Origin of the sequence: Aurantimonas sp. DM33-3, from assembly GCF_014334315.1 — a bacterium.
GTDB lineage: Bacteria > Pseudomonadota > Alphaproteobacteria > Rhizobiales > Rhizobiaceae > Aurantimonas > Aurantimonas coralicida.
Window position 1 is genome coordinate 267,614 of sequence record NZ_JACSGS010000005.1, and the last position, 14,763, is coordinate 282,376.

Consider the following 14,763-nt stretch of genomic DNA (forward strand, 5'->3'; position numbering starts at 1 on the left):
CCTGACAGTTCGGCGCAAGCTTCACTCCGTATTGCGGAAGAGAGATCTACGCCACGGAGTACCAGGCAATGAGCATCAACGGTGTCTTCAGGACCAGCGTGTCCGGCATGAATGCACAGGCCAACCGGCTGTCCACCGTGTCGGAGAACATCGCGAACTCCAGCACGAACGGCTACAAGCGCAATTCCACCGAATTCGCCTCCCTCGTCCTTGCCCAGGGCGGCGGCGAGTACAATCCGGGGTCGGTGAAGACCCAGGTTCGCCAGTCGATCAGCCAGCAGGGCAGCATCGCCGCCACCTCGTCGGGTTCGGACCTCGCCATTCAGGGCGACGGGTTCTTCGTCGTGCAGGATACGGCCGGCCGCGAATTCTATACCCGCGCCGGTTCCTTCGTGCAGCGCACCGAGACCGTCGGCGGCAAAGAGACCACCTTCCTGGTCAATACAGCCGGCTACCGCTTGACCGGCACGCCCGTCGGTGGCGGCGCCGCCGCGCCAATCGAGCTCCCGGTCGGCGCGATCGTCGCCCCGCAGGCCACGAACGCCGGATCCTTCTCGATCCAGTTCCCGGAATCAGCCGCTGTCGGCGACACCAAGAAGTCGTCGATGGTTGTATATGACAAGATCGGTAAGGCGATCGAGGTCCCGGTCGAGATGGAAAAGACCGGCGCTAACACTTGGGACATCACAGTGGGCGGCGGAGCGCCGACGACAATTGTCTTCGACCCGAATACCGGTCGGCCGACGGCCGCTCCGGCCAACATGACCTATACCCCGGTGAACGGCGACGCGATCGACATCGAGTTCGAGTCGCTGACCGAGTATGCCACCGACTTTTCGGCCAAGCTGGTCGCCAACGGCAACCCTCCCGGCAGCTTCACGGGCTTTGCCTTTGCCGACGACGGCACGCTGAGCGGCGTCATGAACACCGGCCAGTTGATCCCGCTCTACGAGATGAACCTCGCGCGTTTCGCCAGCCCGGACCAGCTTCAGGCCTCCGCCGGCAACGTCTACAGCGCCACCGCCTCGTCGGGCGTCGCGGCCCTCGGTGGACCAGGCACCAACGGCTACGGCTCGCTGGTCTCCAGCGGTCTGGAGCAGTCGAATGTCGACCTCGCCTCGGAACTGACCAGCATGATCGAGTCCCAGCGCAGCTACAGCGCGAACTCGAAAGTCTTCCAGACCGGCGCCGAGATCCTCGACGTCCTCGTGAACCTGAAGCGATAGGCGCGAGCCCGCTCTTTGCTGCGCACTGGATAAGTCCTCATCATGTCACTTCTGTCAGCCTTCTCCAACGCAACGGCGTCGCTTTCGAGCGTCGCCAGCCAGTCGGCGCTCGTGTCGCGCAACATCGCGAATGCGGACAGTCCCTACGCGACCAAGAAATATGCGGGCCTCACCGTCGGCCAGACCGGCGGCGTGCGGATCATGTCGATCGCCCAGTCGGGCGACCAGGCCCTGTTCCGCTCGCTGATCACGACCAACTCCGCCCTCGGCTCGGCCAGTGTCAGCGCCGAGTCGCTGAACCGGATCCGCGAGGTCATCGGCGACGTCGATTCACCGACCTCGCCGGCTGCGACCCTGTCGTCGCTGAAGGCGGCGCTGTCGCAGTTCGCGGTCTCCCCGGAGAACGGCCAGACCGCCGAGGCGGCGGTGAACGCCGCCCGTGACATGGCGCTGAGCCTCAACCGTGCCACCAGCGCGGTGCAGTCCGCCCGCAAGGACGCGGACGACCAGCTCGATCTCGCCGCCAAGGACATGAACCTCCTGCTCGGCGAGTTCGGTACCCTGAACGCCAAGATCATGGCCGGCAGCGCGAGCGGCTCGGACGTCACCGACGCCGTCGACCGGCGCGACCAGATCGTGCGCACCCTGTCGGGCTATGTCGGCCTGAACGTGCAGGTGCGGGCCGGTAACGACATGGCCCTCTACACCGACTCCGGCATCACGATGTTCGACAAGACCGCGCGGTCGGTCGAGTTCACGCCGCAGCCGGCCTACGACGCCACCGTGGCGGGCAACAGCTTCAAGATCGACGGTGTCGTCGTCGCCGGCGCCTCTTCGCCCATGCCGATCAAGGGCGGCAGCGTCTACGGCCTGATCACCCTGCGCGACGAGACCGCCGCAACCTTCCAGGGCCAGCTCGACGGCATCGCCTATGCGCTGGTCCAGGCCTTTGCCGAGACCGATCAGCGGGCCGCCGGCGATCCCGGGTACATGCCCGGCAGCTATGCCGGCCTCTTCACCGATGGCGGCAGCAATGCCATCCCGGCAAGCATGGCCGGCGCCAAGGGGCTTGCCGGCACCATCCAGATCGCGGCCGGGGTCGATCCGACCAAGCCCGGCGGCGAGCCGGCCCGTCTGCGCGACGGCGGCATTGCCTTCGCCGGTACCGCGAACGAGCAGTATTTCAGCTACAACGCCAACGGCTCGAGCGGCTTCACCGGCCGCCTGAACGACCTGATCGCCGGCTTCTCCACGCCGCGCAGCTTCGATGCGGCCTTCGGCGCCGGCAGTTCGGCGACCCTGACCGAATACACCGCCTCGTCGATCGGCTGGTTCGAGGGCCGCCGCGCCACGGCGAACGACGCCTCGTCCTACCAGACGGTGCTGCTTTCGCGGACCCAGGAGACGCTCTCCGACGCGACCGGCATCAACATCGACGACGAGATGACGCGCCTGCTCGACCTGGAGCGCTCCTACCAGGCGTCCAGCAAGCTGATTTCCACGGTCGGTCAGATGATCGACTCCCTCCTTGCGATCGCCTGAACGGACCATCGATGAGCAACTTCCTCGTCTCCAGCTTCTCGCTCTCGTCGGCGCCGCGCTCCGCCGTCTTCCGCATCCAGGATGAGCTGCGCAACGCGCAGAAGGAGGTCACGACCGGCCGCTTCGCCGATGTCGGCCTTACCCTCGGATCGCGCACCAACCAGACCGTGTCGCTGCGCGTCGAACGCGAGAGCGCCATCCGGATCCAGGAAGCCAACACCCTCATCGGGCAGCGCTTCGACACCATGCAGACGGCCCTGGAATCCATCGCCAAGACCGGCGAGAACCTTCTGGCGTCGCTGATCTCGAACGGCCCTGCCGATGCCGGCATCTCGGCCAGCGTGCAGCAGGCCAAGGCGGGGTTGCAGCAGTTCATGGGTGCGATCAACGCCGCTTCGGGCTCGCGCTTCCTGTTCTCGGGTGCCGCGACCGACCAGCCGGCGCTCGCCTTCAGCAAGGTCGGCGGCGGTGTCGCTTCCAGCTACGAGGACAGTTCGACCGCCAAGAAGGCCGTGAACGACGCATTGACCGCGGCAGCCCCGGCGAGCGCGGTGGATCTGGAAGCCTTCCTCGACGGCGCGTTCAACGACCTCTTCAAGGTCCCTGAGCCCAGCGACGGCACCGGCTGGGATATGTGGTCGAAGGCGGATCCTTCGCCGGTGGTCAACCGGATCAGCGATAGCGAAACCCTCGATGTGTCCTATCCGGCCAGCGACGAAGCCTTCCGCAACATCGTGAAGGCCTACGTCATGATCAGCGATCTTGGCGCGAAGACCATGGACGAGGAGCAACGTCAGCTTCTCACAAGCCGGGCAGTGGAAACTCTGAGCCTGGGCCTGTCGCAGCTGACCGAAATCCGGGCGGAGATCGGCGGCAAGCAGAGCCGGCTGGAGATCACCAACGAGACGCTGGGAACCCGCAAGAACGTCCTGACCATGTCGATCTCCTCCTTCGAGGATGTCGACGCCTACGAGGCATCCACGCGGGTGACCACACTGACCAATCTGCTTGAGGCTTCCTACGCGCTGACCGCCCGCATCTCGCGGCTCAGCATCATGAACTACCTGTAGTTTCAGCGGGCGCCGGACCCGAAATCCTCCGGCAACCGAGCGATCGGCCGGCGTCGGGGACTGTCGGCCGGGCACATGAAAACGACAGGTCGCAAGGGTCGGTCCGGGGCGCTGCCAAACCGATCTGACGATCACAAGGGGATGGAATGTATCAGTTCTCATACGCGGAAGTGGCGCAGGACATCGAAGTCGATGCCCGTGAGCGCGAGCGGCAGGCGCTCGATCATTCGATCGAGCAGCTGAAGAAAGCCGATGCCGAGGGGCCACGTTCGCGTGCGGCGATCGAAGCGATCTACACCACCCGCAGCCTCTGGGCGCTGGTGATCGAGGATTTGGCCAGCGCCGACAACGGCCTGCCGGAGGCGCTGCGCGCCGAGCTGATCTCGATCGGCCTGTGGATCATGCGCGAGGCCGAAGCCATCCGTCTCGGCAAGTCCGAGAACTTCAAGGGCATCATCGAGATCACGACCCTCATCCGCGAAGGCTTGAAATAACCATGGCAAGTTTGCGCATCACCCTGCGGGCAGGCGAACGGATCTTCGTCAACGGGGCCGTCCTGAAGGTCGACCGCAAGACCACGCTGGAATTCCTCAACGACGTGACCTTCCTCCTCGAAAGCCATGTGATGCAGGCCGAGGATGCCACGACCCCGCTGCGCCAGCTCTACTTCATCGTCCAGATGATGCTGATCGAGCCGGGCAGCGCCGAGGCCGCCCGCGAGCTCTTCGGCACCACCCACGCGGCGATGATCGGCACCTACCGCAATCGCGACATCATCGAGGGCCTCATCGAGATCAAGGAACTGGTCGGCCGCGAGCGCAATTTCGAGGCGCTCAAGGGACTGCGGACGCTGATCCCGATCGAGGACGGCGTCATCCAGGGGCAGGGCGAGGCGCGCGCGCCGGTCGTCCCCCACACACCCGAACTGCGGCTTGCCGCCGGAGGAATGCGATGAACGTGACCGGTGTCGGCGCTACCAGCGCCACCGCGGCCCAGAACGGCATCAGCGCCGCGACCCAGCAGACCGGGATGGATTACGACGCCTTCCTGAAGCTGCTGGTCGCCGAGATGTCCAATCAGGATCCGCTCAACCCGACGGATTCCACCGAATATGTCGCCCAGTTCGCGTCCTTCTCCAGCGTCGAGCAAGCCATCCAGACCAATAAGAAGCTGGACTCGATGATGACGGTCTCCGCGCTGACCCAGGCGAACTCGCTGATCGGTCAGACGGCGACCTCGGCGGACGGCTCACTGTCCGGCAAGGTTGCCGCGGTACGCGCGGTCAATGGTGTCGTCGAGGCCATCCTGGAGAGCGGCGACAGCCTGCCGCTGATCTCCGGAACCACCGTGGGGTAGAAGACATGAACGAAGCCGATGCACTCGATATCGTCCAGTCCGCGGTCTGGACGATCGTCGCCGCCTGCGGGCCGGCCGTCGGCGCCGCCATGTTCGTGGGTGTCCTGATCGCACTGTTTCAGGCACTCACCCAGATCCAGGAGGTCACGCTGACCTTCGTCCCGAAGATCCTGGCGATCTTCGTGGTGATCGCGCTGACCGCCTCCTTCACCGGCGCGCAGGTCTACGCCTTCACCCAGGAATCCTACTCGCGCATCGAGAACGGCTTCCGCTGAGCGCAATGGCGCCGTAACTCACCGTTTCCTGTTCACGCAGACCGGTCAAACCCTGTAGGTTGACCCAGCGTGACAGGAGCGACGCCCGGCCGGTAGGCCGCGTCGCGGACGGAAAGAGGGCAGGCAGGTGGCGTTCAGGACCAGTCGAAACCAGACATCGTATAAAATGCCGCGCCGTCCCGGCGGCGCCCTTCGCGCCGGCCTGCGTCGCGGCTTTGCCGTGCTGGCAATGCTTGCCGCGCTGTTCGCTCTGCCCGCCGCCGCCTTCGAGACCACAGCGCCGACCGCCATCCTGGTGGATTATGGCACCGGCCGCGTCCTCTACGAGAAGGACGCCGATACCGAGATTCCCCCGGCCAGCCTCGCCAAGCTGATGACCATCGCGGTCCTGTTCGACGATCTGAAACAGGGCAGGGTGCAGCGCGACGACCGCTTTGTCGTCTCCGAACACGCCTGGCGCACCGGCGGCGCGTCATCCGGCGGCTCGACCATGTTTCTGCCGTTGAACTCCGAGGTCGCCGTCGAGGATCTGATCCGTGGCATCATCGTCCAGTCCGGCAACGACGCGACGATCGTCGTCGCCGAAGGCCTGTCCGGCTCGGTCGAGGCCTTTGCGGGACGGATGAACGCCGAGGCCGAGAAGATCGGCCTGACGCATTCCCACTTCACCAATCCGCATGGACTGCCGGACCCTGAGCAGCATGTCAGCGTGCGCGATCTCGCCCGCCTTGCCACATACCTCATCCGCGAATTTCCCGAGGATTACCCGATCTTCGCCGAGGAGAGCTTCACCTATAACGGCATCAAGCAGCAGAACCGCAATCCGCTCCTGGATCTGGGCGCCGACGGCCTGAAGACCGGCCATACGTCGGCTGCGGGCTACGGTCTGGTCGCCTCCGCCGAACGCGACGGCCGACGCATTGTCCTCGCCATGAGCGGCATGAGTTCGACTGCCGAGCGGGCGAGCGAAGCCCGCCGGCTGATGAATTTCGGCCTGCAGGACTTTGAGGAAGTGGTGCTGGTGACCGCGGGCGAAACCCTCGGCACCGTGCAGGTGCGGGGCGGCGTCGCCGAGACCGTCGGCATGGCCGCGGCCGAGGACCTGCGGATGCTGGTGCCGCGCGGCAGCCTGGCCGATGTCGAGCGCGAGGTGGTCGAGAACGGTCCCTTCGTGGCGCCCGTCGCCAAGGGCCAGCGGCTCGGCTGGGTGCGGTTCGGCCGGGGCGACGAGAGCCTGCGGCAGGTGCCGCTCGTGGCCGAAACCGCGGTCGAGGAGGCGGGGCTGTTTCAGCGGATCGCCGACACCTTGGCCCGGCACCTGACATGGGGCGGCGCACAAACGCCTTGACGCGGCGCACCTAAACGCCGATATGAAGCCTGCACGCCGTGATCGCGCAGCGCCTGCTTGTTTCCCGACATCTGACGGAATTCTTAGCCAGCGCCATCGGACCGGCCCGCAGCTTCTGAAGCTTGCGGGGTCCCGCGTTCCGACACGGCCCGCCGAACCGTCCGCCAGCGCGAAGACGATCGGCATCTCAAGCGGACCGACAGTGTCCGCCTTCCGCAAGGCATATCTTGACCCATACCGATTTCAAGGCGTTCGGCCTCGCCGACACGCTTCTTTCCGCGCTTGCGCGTCTCGACATCACCCAGCCGACGCCGATCCAGGCCCAGGCGATTCCGGCGGTCATGCAGGGCCGCGACGTTCTGGGTATCGCCCAGACCGGCACCGGCAAGACCGCGGCCTTCTCGCTGCCCGTCATCGACGCGCTGATCGCCAAGGGCGGTCGCCCGGCTCCGAAGACGCCGAAGGTCCTTGTCCTGACCCCGACCCGCGAGCTCGCCTCGCAGATCGCCGGCAACGTCAAGTCCTACACCGCCGGCACCAAGCTGACCCATCACGTGATCTTCGGCGGTGTCTCGATCCGTCCGCAGATCGAGGCGATGCGCCGCGGCGTCGACATCGTCATCGCGACGCCGGGCCGTCTGCTCGACCTGTTGAACCAACGTGCCCTGACGCTGTCCGAAGTCCACCACGTCGTTCTCGACGAGGCCGACCGGATGCTCGACATGGGCTTCGTCAAGGACGTCATGCGCATCGTCGCGCAGCTTCCGGCGGACCGCCAGTCGCTGCTGTTCTCGGCCACCATGCCGCGTGCGATGGAAGAGCTGGCCGCCAAGATCCTGACCAATCCGGTTCGGGTCGAAGTGACGCCGGAAGTCGTCACCGTCGAGAAGATCAACCAGAGCGTCTATCTGGTCCCCCAGAAGGCCAAGAAGCTCTGGCTCATCGAGCATCTGGCCAAGCCCGACTTCGAGAAGACGGTGATCTTCACCCGCACCAAGCACGGCGCCAACAAGCTCGCCGCCGATCTAGAGAAGGCCGGCATCGACGCCCGCGCGATCCACGGCAACAAGAGCCAGGGCGCCCGCCAGAAGGCGCTGGGCGAGTTCCAGACCGGCACGGTCAGCGTGCTCGTCGCCACCGACATCGTGGCCCGCGGCATCCATGTCGACGACATCTCCCATGTCGTGAACTTCGACCTGCCGGAAGAGCCGGAAAGCTACGTGCACCGCATCGGCCGCACGGCCCGCGCCGGTAAGTCCGGTATCGCGGTCGCGCTGGTCGATCCGTCGGAGCGGTCCAAGCTGCGCCAGATCGAGCGTCTGACCGGCCTGAACTTCGACCTGCAGCAGACCGATTATTCGGCGCATGTCGACCTGAACGCGCCGGAAGAGAAGCGTCCGCCGCGCGGCGCCCCGAAGCGCTTCGGCAATAAGCCCCAGGGCGCCGGTCGCCGTGGTGGCGGTGGCCAGGGTGCGGGCGGCCAGCGTTCGGGCGAGGGCCGTGGCCAGCGCACCGAGGGCGGCAAGCCCGGTGGTCGCAGCAGCCGTCCGCGGCGCAGCGGCACCTCGAACCGTTCGGCGACTTACGCCTGACACGGCCCGCCGCCCCCTCGAAAGAGCGGGCAGGCACGGCAGTCGACATCGAGAGGGGGTGGCCTTACCGGCCGCCCCCTTTTGCGTTTCGGGGCAGCCCGGCACGGGGTCTCCATGAACGGCGCTGGAGCCGGCGGCAGGCGTGACCGTTGTCTGGCGACGGCGGGGTCGCCATATGAGGCGCAACGAGACGAGGAGCTATTTCATGGCCGAGACCATCAAGGTGGACATCCCGCACAAGCTGACCCGCGAGACCGCACGCCAGCGCATCGACGACGGTTTCGACCGCGTGCGTCAGGAGATGCTGGGCGGCATGGTCAAGTTCGAGGACACCTGGACGGGCGACCATCTGGATTTCACCGCGCGGGTCATGGGCCAGCGCGTGACCGGCCGCCTCGACGTTCTCGACGAGTCGGTGCATCTGGAAATCGACCTGCCGAGCTTCCTCGCCGCCATCGCCGAGAAGCTGAAGGGCCGCCTGCGCAAGGAAGGCCAGGTCCTGCTCGAAAAGAAGTAGGAGCGGCTCTCAGGCCGCTTCCTTCCGAAGCCTATTTCAGGACGCCCGTCAGGGTCGCCTTCTCGGTCTTGACCGTGCCGCCGTGGCGGCCCGATTCGATGGCGAGGATGCGGCCGAGGCCGGGCACCTGCGAGCCGACGCGCACGCGCCAGAGTTCGCCCGGCGAGGCCAGATGCGCCTCGGCCTGGAAGACCATGATGATCTGGAAATCCTCGGGCTTCAGCGGCACCGCCCGCACCACGGTCGACACCGGCATGGCGTCGACGCCGGTTGCCTCGCCCGTGTCGGTCGATCCGGTCTCGATCGGGTCGATCGCGTCGTCGCGCATCGCCGACAAGAGCAGCCGGTCGAAATAGCCCGGGTCCAGCGACGAGATGGCGTTGACGCCGGCGAAGAAGAGGATGGACAGCGCAAAGAGCGTGCCGCCGAGGAACCCGATCCGGTCGGAACTGGATTCGTCCGCAGCTTTCCTGCGACCGGCGTCGGAAGATGGGGAACCTGACGCGGACAAGGCGACCTCGACGAACGCTGGATTTCGGGGATCCAGCCGCCGGAACTGGTCCGGAGCTGGATTGCCCATCCAACATCGCATCGAACGGTTAATGCTTTCTGCGCCGCCGGTGCGGCGGGCTCAGGCAGCGCCTTCAGGATTTGTTCGGCTTGTGCAGGCTATCATCGGGCATGGCCGGACCCCCGAATCCCGACAGTCACGAAAGCCGGATGGCATCGCGCCGCCGCACGCGCCTGCGCCCGGTCAAGCTCGTCACGGTCGCCGGACGGTTCATCGAGGACGGAACGGCCATCGACGTGTCGGAGACTGGCTGCCGCATCCGGCGGTTCGGCACCGGCCGAGTTCCCGGGCGGCTGGCGGTCTATGACGAGGCGGATAACAGCTTCCGCCTTGCGCTGGTGATCTGGTCGCGGGGGCCTGAGATCGGCGTGCGCTTCGTCGGCACGCCGCGCGCCGGCACGCGGGCCGACGTCCACCGCCTCACCGGACGCTTCTACGCCGTCACCGGATGACGGCGCGGGGTGCCTACCCCGGCCGTCCGTTGCGGATGTCGTCCTTGGCGATGTAGTCGAACTGGTCGACCAGGATCTCCTTGACGAGTTCCTCGCTGTAGCGGGCGTTCACGGCGTCGCGAATCCCGTTGGTCAGCGAACTGAGGTCGAACCGCGTCGGCTCGTCGAAGTCGAAGCCGTCGGTCGTGTAGAGCCGGCGGAAGGCCTCGTCGAGGATGAACGGGTCCGGCGGCACCTTGAGCTGGGCCACCGTCTTGCCGTCGATCGTGTAGACGAAGCGCGCCAGGATATAGCCCCGGATCGCCGAATTCTTGATCATCGGGATCGTGATGTTCTCGGTCTTGCGGTAGTCGAGCCCTTCGAAATAGTCCGGCTCCGCCACCTCGCTCGGGGCGGAGTTGATCGACGCCATGACGTAGCTCGATCCGAGCGTCACGGCACAAACCCACAGACCGACCGCGAGGAGCTTGATCACCGTGCGGCTGCCCGGCGGCCCATCTGGGCGCTATAGGTGCCGTCGGATTCCGCCTCGGTCATGGAGCGCGAGATCATCTCCGAGACTTCGTGGCTGGCCGTGACGTGGAGCTCCAGCGTCCGGCGGTTCTGCTCGAGAAGCCCGGCCAGACGCTTCAGGCGGTCGCCGAATTCCGGCTCGACATCGTCGCGCGCCGGCATGCGGCGGCTGAGGCGGCTGAACTCCAGAAGGCTCTGGTTCTTGCGGGCCGCGATCTCGCCGAGATCGATCGGCGTACCGCTGGCCAGGGCGCCGGTTTCGGCGGTGAGGACCGCTTCCAGGCGGTCGACGGCTTTGCTGAGGGCGAGGTCCACGATGTGCAACTCCTATTCTGCGATGTTGTCGCGCATGGCGCCGGCGCGGGCGAGATCCGCCTGCCGCAGCATGCGCTCGAGGCCGCTGGTCGCCGACACGGCGCCGTTGTCCGAGGCGAGGCTGGTGGTTTCGCGGCTGCGGATCGAATCGGCGATGCCGATGCCGCCGTTCTTGGCCAGCTCGTTGCCGATCTCCTCGGCCATCATCGAGCGCCAGACTTCGCCGGCCGTGCCTTCGCCGAAATAGTTCGAGGCTTCGGTCGGCAGCATGGATTCGACGAAGTTGCGCAGGACGAAGCCCTCGAACTGTTCGAGCGGCGAGATCTCCCGGGAGCGGTGCTTGACGAGCGGAACGATGGGGGCGGCGGGAGCGCTGCCACCATCGGGCTTGTTGGTCTTGACCGCGTCGAGGGCCGCCACGAAGGTCTCGCTGCCGCCATCGGGGCTCTTGCGGGCAGGTGCTGTCCTGGCGCTCGCCGTCTGGGCGGCGGGCAGGATGGCATGGAGGCTGGCGGTGCTGGTCATCGGCGGGTTCGCGGTTCAAACACGGGAAGGTTCGAACCGCTTCTACCGGCGCAGGCTTATTCGAAGCTGGGGTGACGGCGGGCCAGATGTCCCTCGACGCTGCTTTCGAGGCTGCGCGTTTCCTCGTCGGCATCGCGGTTGCGCCGGGCGTCGTCGCGCACCTTCTCGACGCCCTTTTCTGCACGGCGCGTCGTGGTGATGCGCTGTTCGGTGGCGCTCTGGTCGGCCAGATTGGCGCTGCGCTTCACCTCGTTGCGGCGCAGATTGCGGACCTTGGCCTCGATGAACAGGCCGTGCAACTGCGATTCCGTGCCGAGACTGTCGAGCAGGGCGACGTCGTCCTTGTCGATGGTCTCACGCTCTTGGCGCAGGTTCGACAGGCGCCATTCCTCCAGGAGACGCTTCTGGCCCTGGACCTTGAGGATGCGGTCGAGCCGGCGCACGCGCGATCTGTCGTCGCTCATCCCACCAGCACCCAGCGTTCGAAATCCTGCATGAACAGGATGAGGAAATCGCTGATCGTGTAGCCGAGCAGCACGAGGCCGCCGGCGAGGACGAAGGGCAGCGAGATGAAGTAGATCGGGATGGTCGGCGTCAGCTTGTTGGCGAGGCCGATGGCGAAATTGACGACGACGCCGTAGAGCACGAACGGGCTGGAAATGCGCAGGCAGAGCAGGAAGGCCTCGTCGAGATTGTCGGTGATGTTGACGAGGCTGCCGCGGATCGAGAAGCCGGCGGCGGCTGGCATGGCTGAGTAGGAGGCGACCAGCGCCCGGGCGATCTCGGCATGCAGATTGAGCACGAAGATCAGCGTCGTCGCGGTCAGCGTGATCAGCGAGGCGACGGCCGGCATCGGATCGCTCTCGTCGATCGGCACGCCCATCTGCATGCCCATGCCGATCGAGTTGGCGATGACGTGGCCGGCGAACTGCAGGGCGATCATGAAGCTGCGGCCGAGCAGGCCGATGAACAGCCCGTTGAGGATCTCGGAGATCATCAGCGCCACCTTGCCGTTGTCGTCGGCCGCCGCGACCAGCGGCTGCAATGTCGGCAGGAGTGCCGGCGACAACGCCACCGAGACGGCGAGGGACAGGAACAGGCGCACCTGCAGCGGCACGCGCGACGATGAGAAACCCGGCATCAAGAGAAGGCAGGAGCCGAAGCGGCAGAAGATCAGGAACAGCGAAAAGACGAGTTCCGACAGTTCCACGCTCATGAGATCGAACCGAGCGCCCGGATATCCACGCCGCGTGCGATCTCGAGATGCGAGAGCACCGGCAGGGTGACGAAGATGCGCTCGATCATCATGCGCACATACGGGCGGGCGTCGGGCGCCGCGACCAGCACGAACATCTCGCCCTGATCCATCTTCTCGCGGATCACCTTGGTGGCCTCGGTGGCGAACTGCTCGACGAGGCGCGGGTCGATGTCGAACTCGACGACCTCGCCCTTGGCGTCGCGTTTCAGCGCCTGGTGGAAGGCGAGGTCCCACTGGTTGCCGAGGCGCAGGACGCCGAGCTGGCCGTTGTGCAGGAGATCGCCGCAGATCTGCTGGGCCATGCGCATGCGCACATGCTCGACGATCTGCTCGGACCGGCGCACATGCGGCGCGATCTCGGCGATGGCCTCCAGGATGAGGTTCAGGTTGCGGACCGAGACGCGCTCGGCGAGCAGCAGCTTGAGCACCGCCTGCAGGCCCGAATAGGACATGTTGGCCGGGATGATCTCGTCGATCAGGCGCTTGTATTCCGGCTCCAGGCGATCGAGCAGGGTGCGCATGTCCTTGTAGGACAGGAGCTGCGCCAGGTTGTTGCGGATCGTCTCCGACAGATGGGTGAGGACGATCGACAGCGTGTCGATAGGCTCGAAGCCCTGGCGGCGCACTTCCGTGGCGAAGGTCTCCGAGACCCAGGCGGCGCGCATGCCGAAGGCCGGCTCCTTGGTCAGGTCGTGCGGCACGTCGGGCGCGCCGGCGTCGCCGAGGACGATCATCGACTCGCCAAGCCGCAGCGGCTGGGTGGCGATGGTCGTGCCATGGATCTTGATGGCGTAGGATTTGGGATCGAGCGCCAGATCGTCGGACAGCTTGATCTCGGGCACCACGAAGCCGTAGCGCGCGGCGAAGCGGCGGCGCATCTTCTGGACGCGGTGGGCCATCTCGTCGCGCTGCAGGAGGAGATGCGCCGAGGTCTGCTTGCCGAAGACCAGCTCGATCTCGACGATCTTCAGCGATTCCTTGACCGAGTTGCGCTCGGCGTTCTGGGCGACCTGCTTTTCCTCGGCGACGGTCGCCGCGGCCTGGCGCAGTTCCTCGTTGCGGCGCTTGGGAACGAGATAGGCGATCGACGCCATGATCCCGGCCAGCAGCATGAAGGGGATGAAGGGCAGGCCCGGCAGCAGTGCGAGCAGCGCCATCAGGCCGGCGGCGACGGCGAGGGCGCGCGGGTAGAAGCCGAGCTGGCCGAGAACGGCGGTCTGGGCCGCGCCGCGGGTGCCGCCCTTCGACACCAGAAGGCCGGCGGCCAGCGAGACGATCAGCGCCGGGATCTGCGAGACGAGGCCGTCGCCGACCGACAGCTTGGTGAACACCTCGGCGGCGCCGGCGGCATCCATGTCGTGGCGGGTGATGCCGATGATGATGCCGCCGAAGACGTTGACGGCGGTGATGATCAGGCCGGCGATGGCGTCGCCGCGCACGAATTTCGAGGCACCGTCCATGGAGCCGAAGAAGGCGCTTTCTTCTTCCAGCTCCTTGCGGCGGGCCTGAGCCTGCTTCTCGTCGATCAGGCCCGACGACATGTCGGCGTCGATGGCCATCTGCTTGCCGGGGATGGCGTCGAGGGTGAAGCGGGCGCCGACTTCCGCGATACGCGTGGCGCCCTTGGTGATGACCATGAAGTTCACGACGATCAGGATCACGAAGACCACGATGCCGATGAAGAAGTCGCCGCTCATGACGAATTGCGAGAAGCCGCCGATGACATGACCGGCGGCGTTCACGCCCTGGTGGCCCTCGGACAGGATCACGCGCGTCGTGGCGATGTTCAGCGACAGCCGCAGCATGGTCGCGAGCAGGAGGACGGTCGGGAAGGCGGAGAAATCCAGCGGCTTCTGGATCCACAGGGAGACCATGAGGATCAGCACCGACAGGGCGATGGACAGCGCCAGCCCCATGTCGATGAGAAATGCCGGAATCGGAACGAACAGGACGGTGAGGACGAAGACCACGGCAACGGCGAAGCCGATGTCGCGCCCACCCTTGGATTCGACGGAGGCGATGGGATTCAGCGTGTCGACGGCCATAGGGGGCCCTTCTGCGGCATTGCGTTCCGCCAGACCCCAAAGCTCAGACGGGCTTCATCGCCCATTGCGCCATATCATCCGGCGCTTGTTCGTCGCAGACGAAGGTTGCACCGGGCTGACCCCTTCGGGTCGGAAGGCGCGCCCGCAGGCGCGACCGT

At 66.1% G+C, this 14,763-nt stretch carries 18 protein-coding genes; 11 read left to right on the top strand and 7 right to left on the bottom strand.

Translation table 11 applies throughout. The annotated features are described in order from the left end of the window. Positions 1-68: 68 nt before the first annotated feature. The 10 genes from H9Q09_RS09745 (at position 69) to H9Q09_RS09790 (ending at position 8,926) form a co-directional block, all read left to right on the top strand. The gene (locus H9Q09_RS09745; protein ID WP_187390852.1) at positions 69-1,226 is read left to right on the top strand and encodes a flagellar hook protein FlgE; all 1,158 of its coding nucleotides are present in this window, start codon (positions 69-71) and stop codon (positions 1,224-1,226) included. A gap of 42 nt (positions 1,227-1,268) precedes the next feature. Next, the gene (flgK, locus tag H9Q09_RS09750) at positions 1,269-2,768 is read left to right on the top strand and encodes a flagellar hook-associated protein FlgK (protein WP_187390853.1); all 1,500 of its coding nucleotides are present in this window, start codon (positions 1,269-1,271) and stop codon (positions 2,766-2,768) included. A gap of 11 nt (positions 2,769-2,779) precedes the next feature. Then, the gene (locus H9Q09_RS09755) at positions 2,780-3,838 is read left to right on the top strand and encodes a flagellar hook-associated family protein (protein ID WP_187390854.1); all 1,059 of its coding nucleotides are present in this window, start codon (positions 2,780-2,782) and stop codon (positions 3,836-3,838) included. A 146-nt stretch (positions 3,839-3,984) separates the two neighbouring features. Next, positions 3,985-4,332: a flagellar biosynthesis regulator FlaF gene (flaF, locus tag H9Q09_RS09760; protein WP_009210323.1), complete on the top strand. Its 348-nt coding sequence runs from the start codon at positions 3,985-3,987 to the stop codon at positions 4,330-4,332. 11 nt (positions 4,333-4,343) lie between these two features. After that, entirely contained in the window at positions 4,344-4,793 is a 450-nt protein-coding gene (flbT, locus tag H9Q09_RS09765; RefSeq protein WP_244495404.1) for a flagellar biosynthesis repressor FlbT, read from the top strand. Beyond that, a complete protein-coding gene (flgD, locus tag H9Q09_RS09770) occupies positions 4,790-5,194 on the top strand; it encodes a flagellar hook assembly protein FlgD (RefSeq protein ID WP_024350344.1) in 405 nt (134 codons plus the stop codon). The genes flbT and flgD overlap by 4 nt, the downstream gene beginning before the upstream one ends. 5 nt (positions 5,195-5,199) lie before the next feature. Then, positions 5,200-5,469, top strand: a complete 270-nt coding sequence (gene fliQ / locus H9Q09_RS09775; RefSeq protein WP_024350345.1) for a flagellar biosynthesis protein FliQ — start codon at positions 5,200-5,202, stop codon at positions 5,467-5,469. Between the two features lie 166 nt (positions 5,470-5,635). After that, on the top strand, positions 5,636-6,817 hold the full coding sequence (locus H9Q09_RS09780; RefSeq protein ID WP_187390855.1) for a D-alanyl-D-alanine carboxypeptidase family protein: 1,182 nt from the start codon (positions 5,636-5,638) through the stop codon (positions 6,815-6,817). A gap of 227 nt (positions 6,818-7,044) precedes the next feature. Continuing rightward, positions 7,045-8,409, top strand: coding sequence for a DEAD/DEAH box helicase (locus H9Q09_RS09785; RefSeq protein WP_187390856.1), 1,365 nt, complete (start codon positions 7,045-7,047; stop codon positions 8,407-8,409). 205 nt (positions 8,410-8,614) lie between these two features. Beyond that, complete coding sequence (locus tag H9Q09_RS09790) at positions 8,615-8,926, top strand: polyhydroxyalkanoic acid system family protein (RefSeq protein ID WP_024350348.1); 312 nt, start codon at positions 8,615-8,617, stop codon at positions 8,924-8,926. 31 nt (positions 8,927-8,957) lie between these two features. On the opposite strand, the gene H9Q09_RS09795 is transcribed toward H9Q09_RS09790, so the two are convergent. Next, complete coding sequence (locus tag H9Q09_RS09795; RefSeq protein WP_187390857.1) at positions 8,958-9,437, bottom strand: hypothetical protein; 480 nt, start codon at positions 9,435-9,437, stop codon at positions 8,958-8,960. Between the two features lie 209 nt (positions 9,438-9,646). Here H9Q09_RS09795 and H9Q09_RS09800 point away from each other — a divergent pair, with 209 nt between their 5' ends. Further along, the gene (locus H9Q09_RS09800; protein WP_024350350.1) at positions 9,647-9,949 is read left to right on the top strand and encodes a hypothetical protein; all 303 of its coding nucleotides are present in this window, start codon (positions 9,647-9,649) and stop codon (positions 9,947-9,949) included. A gap of 13 nt (positions 9,950-9,962) precedes the next feature. Here H9Q09_RS09800 and H9Q09_RS09805 read toward each other — a convergent pair whose 3' ends face one another. The 6 genes from H9Q09_RS09805 to flhA are packed head-to-tail and all read right to left on the bottom strand — an operon-like array spanning position 9,963 to position 14,605. Continuing rightward, positions 9,963-10,424 (bottom strand): hypothetical protein, encoded by a 462-nt coding sequence (locus H9Q09_RS09805; protein WP_187390858.1) that lies wholly within the window; start codon positions 10,422-10,424, stop codon positions 9,963-9,965. After that, positions 10,421-10,777: a hypothetical protein gene (locus tag H9Q09_RS09810; protein WP_040325827.1), complete on the bottom strand. Its 357-nt coding sequence runs from the start codon at positions 10,775-10,777 to the stop codon at positions 10,421-10,423. The genes H9Q09_RS09805 and H9Q09_RS09810 overlap by 4 nt, the downstream gene beginning before the upstream one ends. A 12-nt stretch (positions 10,778-10,789) precedes the next feature. Next, on the bottom strand, positions 10,790-11,302 hold the full coding sequence (locus H9Q09_RS09815) for a rod-binding protein (RefSeq protein ID WP_187390859.1): 513 nt from the start codon (positions 11,300-11,302) through the stop codon (positions 10,790-10,792). A 56-nt stretch (positions 11,303-11,358) separates the two neighbouring features. Beyond that, positions 11,359-11,766: a hypothetical protein gene (locus H9Q09_RS09820; RefSeq protein ID WP_024350354.1), complete on the bottom strand. Its 408-nt coding sequence runs from the start codon at positions 11,764-11,766 to the stop codon at positions 11,359-11,361. Further along, a complete protein-coding gene (locus H9Q09_RS09825; RefSeq protein ID WP_024350355.1) occupies positions 11,763-12,518 on the bottom strand; it encodes a flagellar biosynthetic protein FliR in 756 nt (251 codons plus the stop codon). Before H9Q09_RS09825 ends, H9Q09_RS09820 begins: the two co-directional genes overlap by 4 nt. Continuing rightward, positions 12,515-14,605: a flagellar biosynthesis protein FlhA gene (gene flhA, locus H9Q09_RS09830; RefSeq protein WP_024350356.1), complete on the bottom strand. Its 2,091-nt coding sequence runs from the start codon at positions 14,603-14,605 to the stop codon at positions 12,515-12,517. The genes H9Q09_RS09825 and flhA overlap by 4 nt, the downstream gene beginning before the upstream one ends. Between the last annotated feature and the right edge of the window lie 158 nt (positions 14,606-14,763).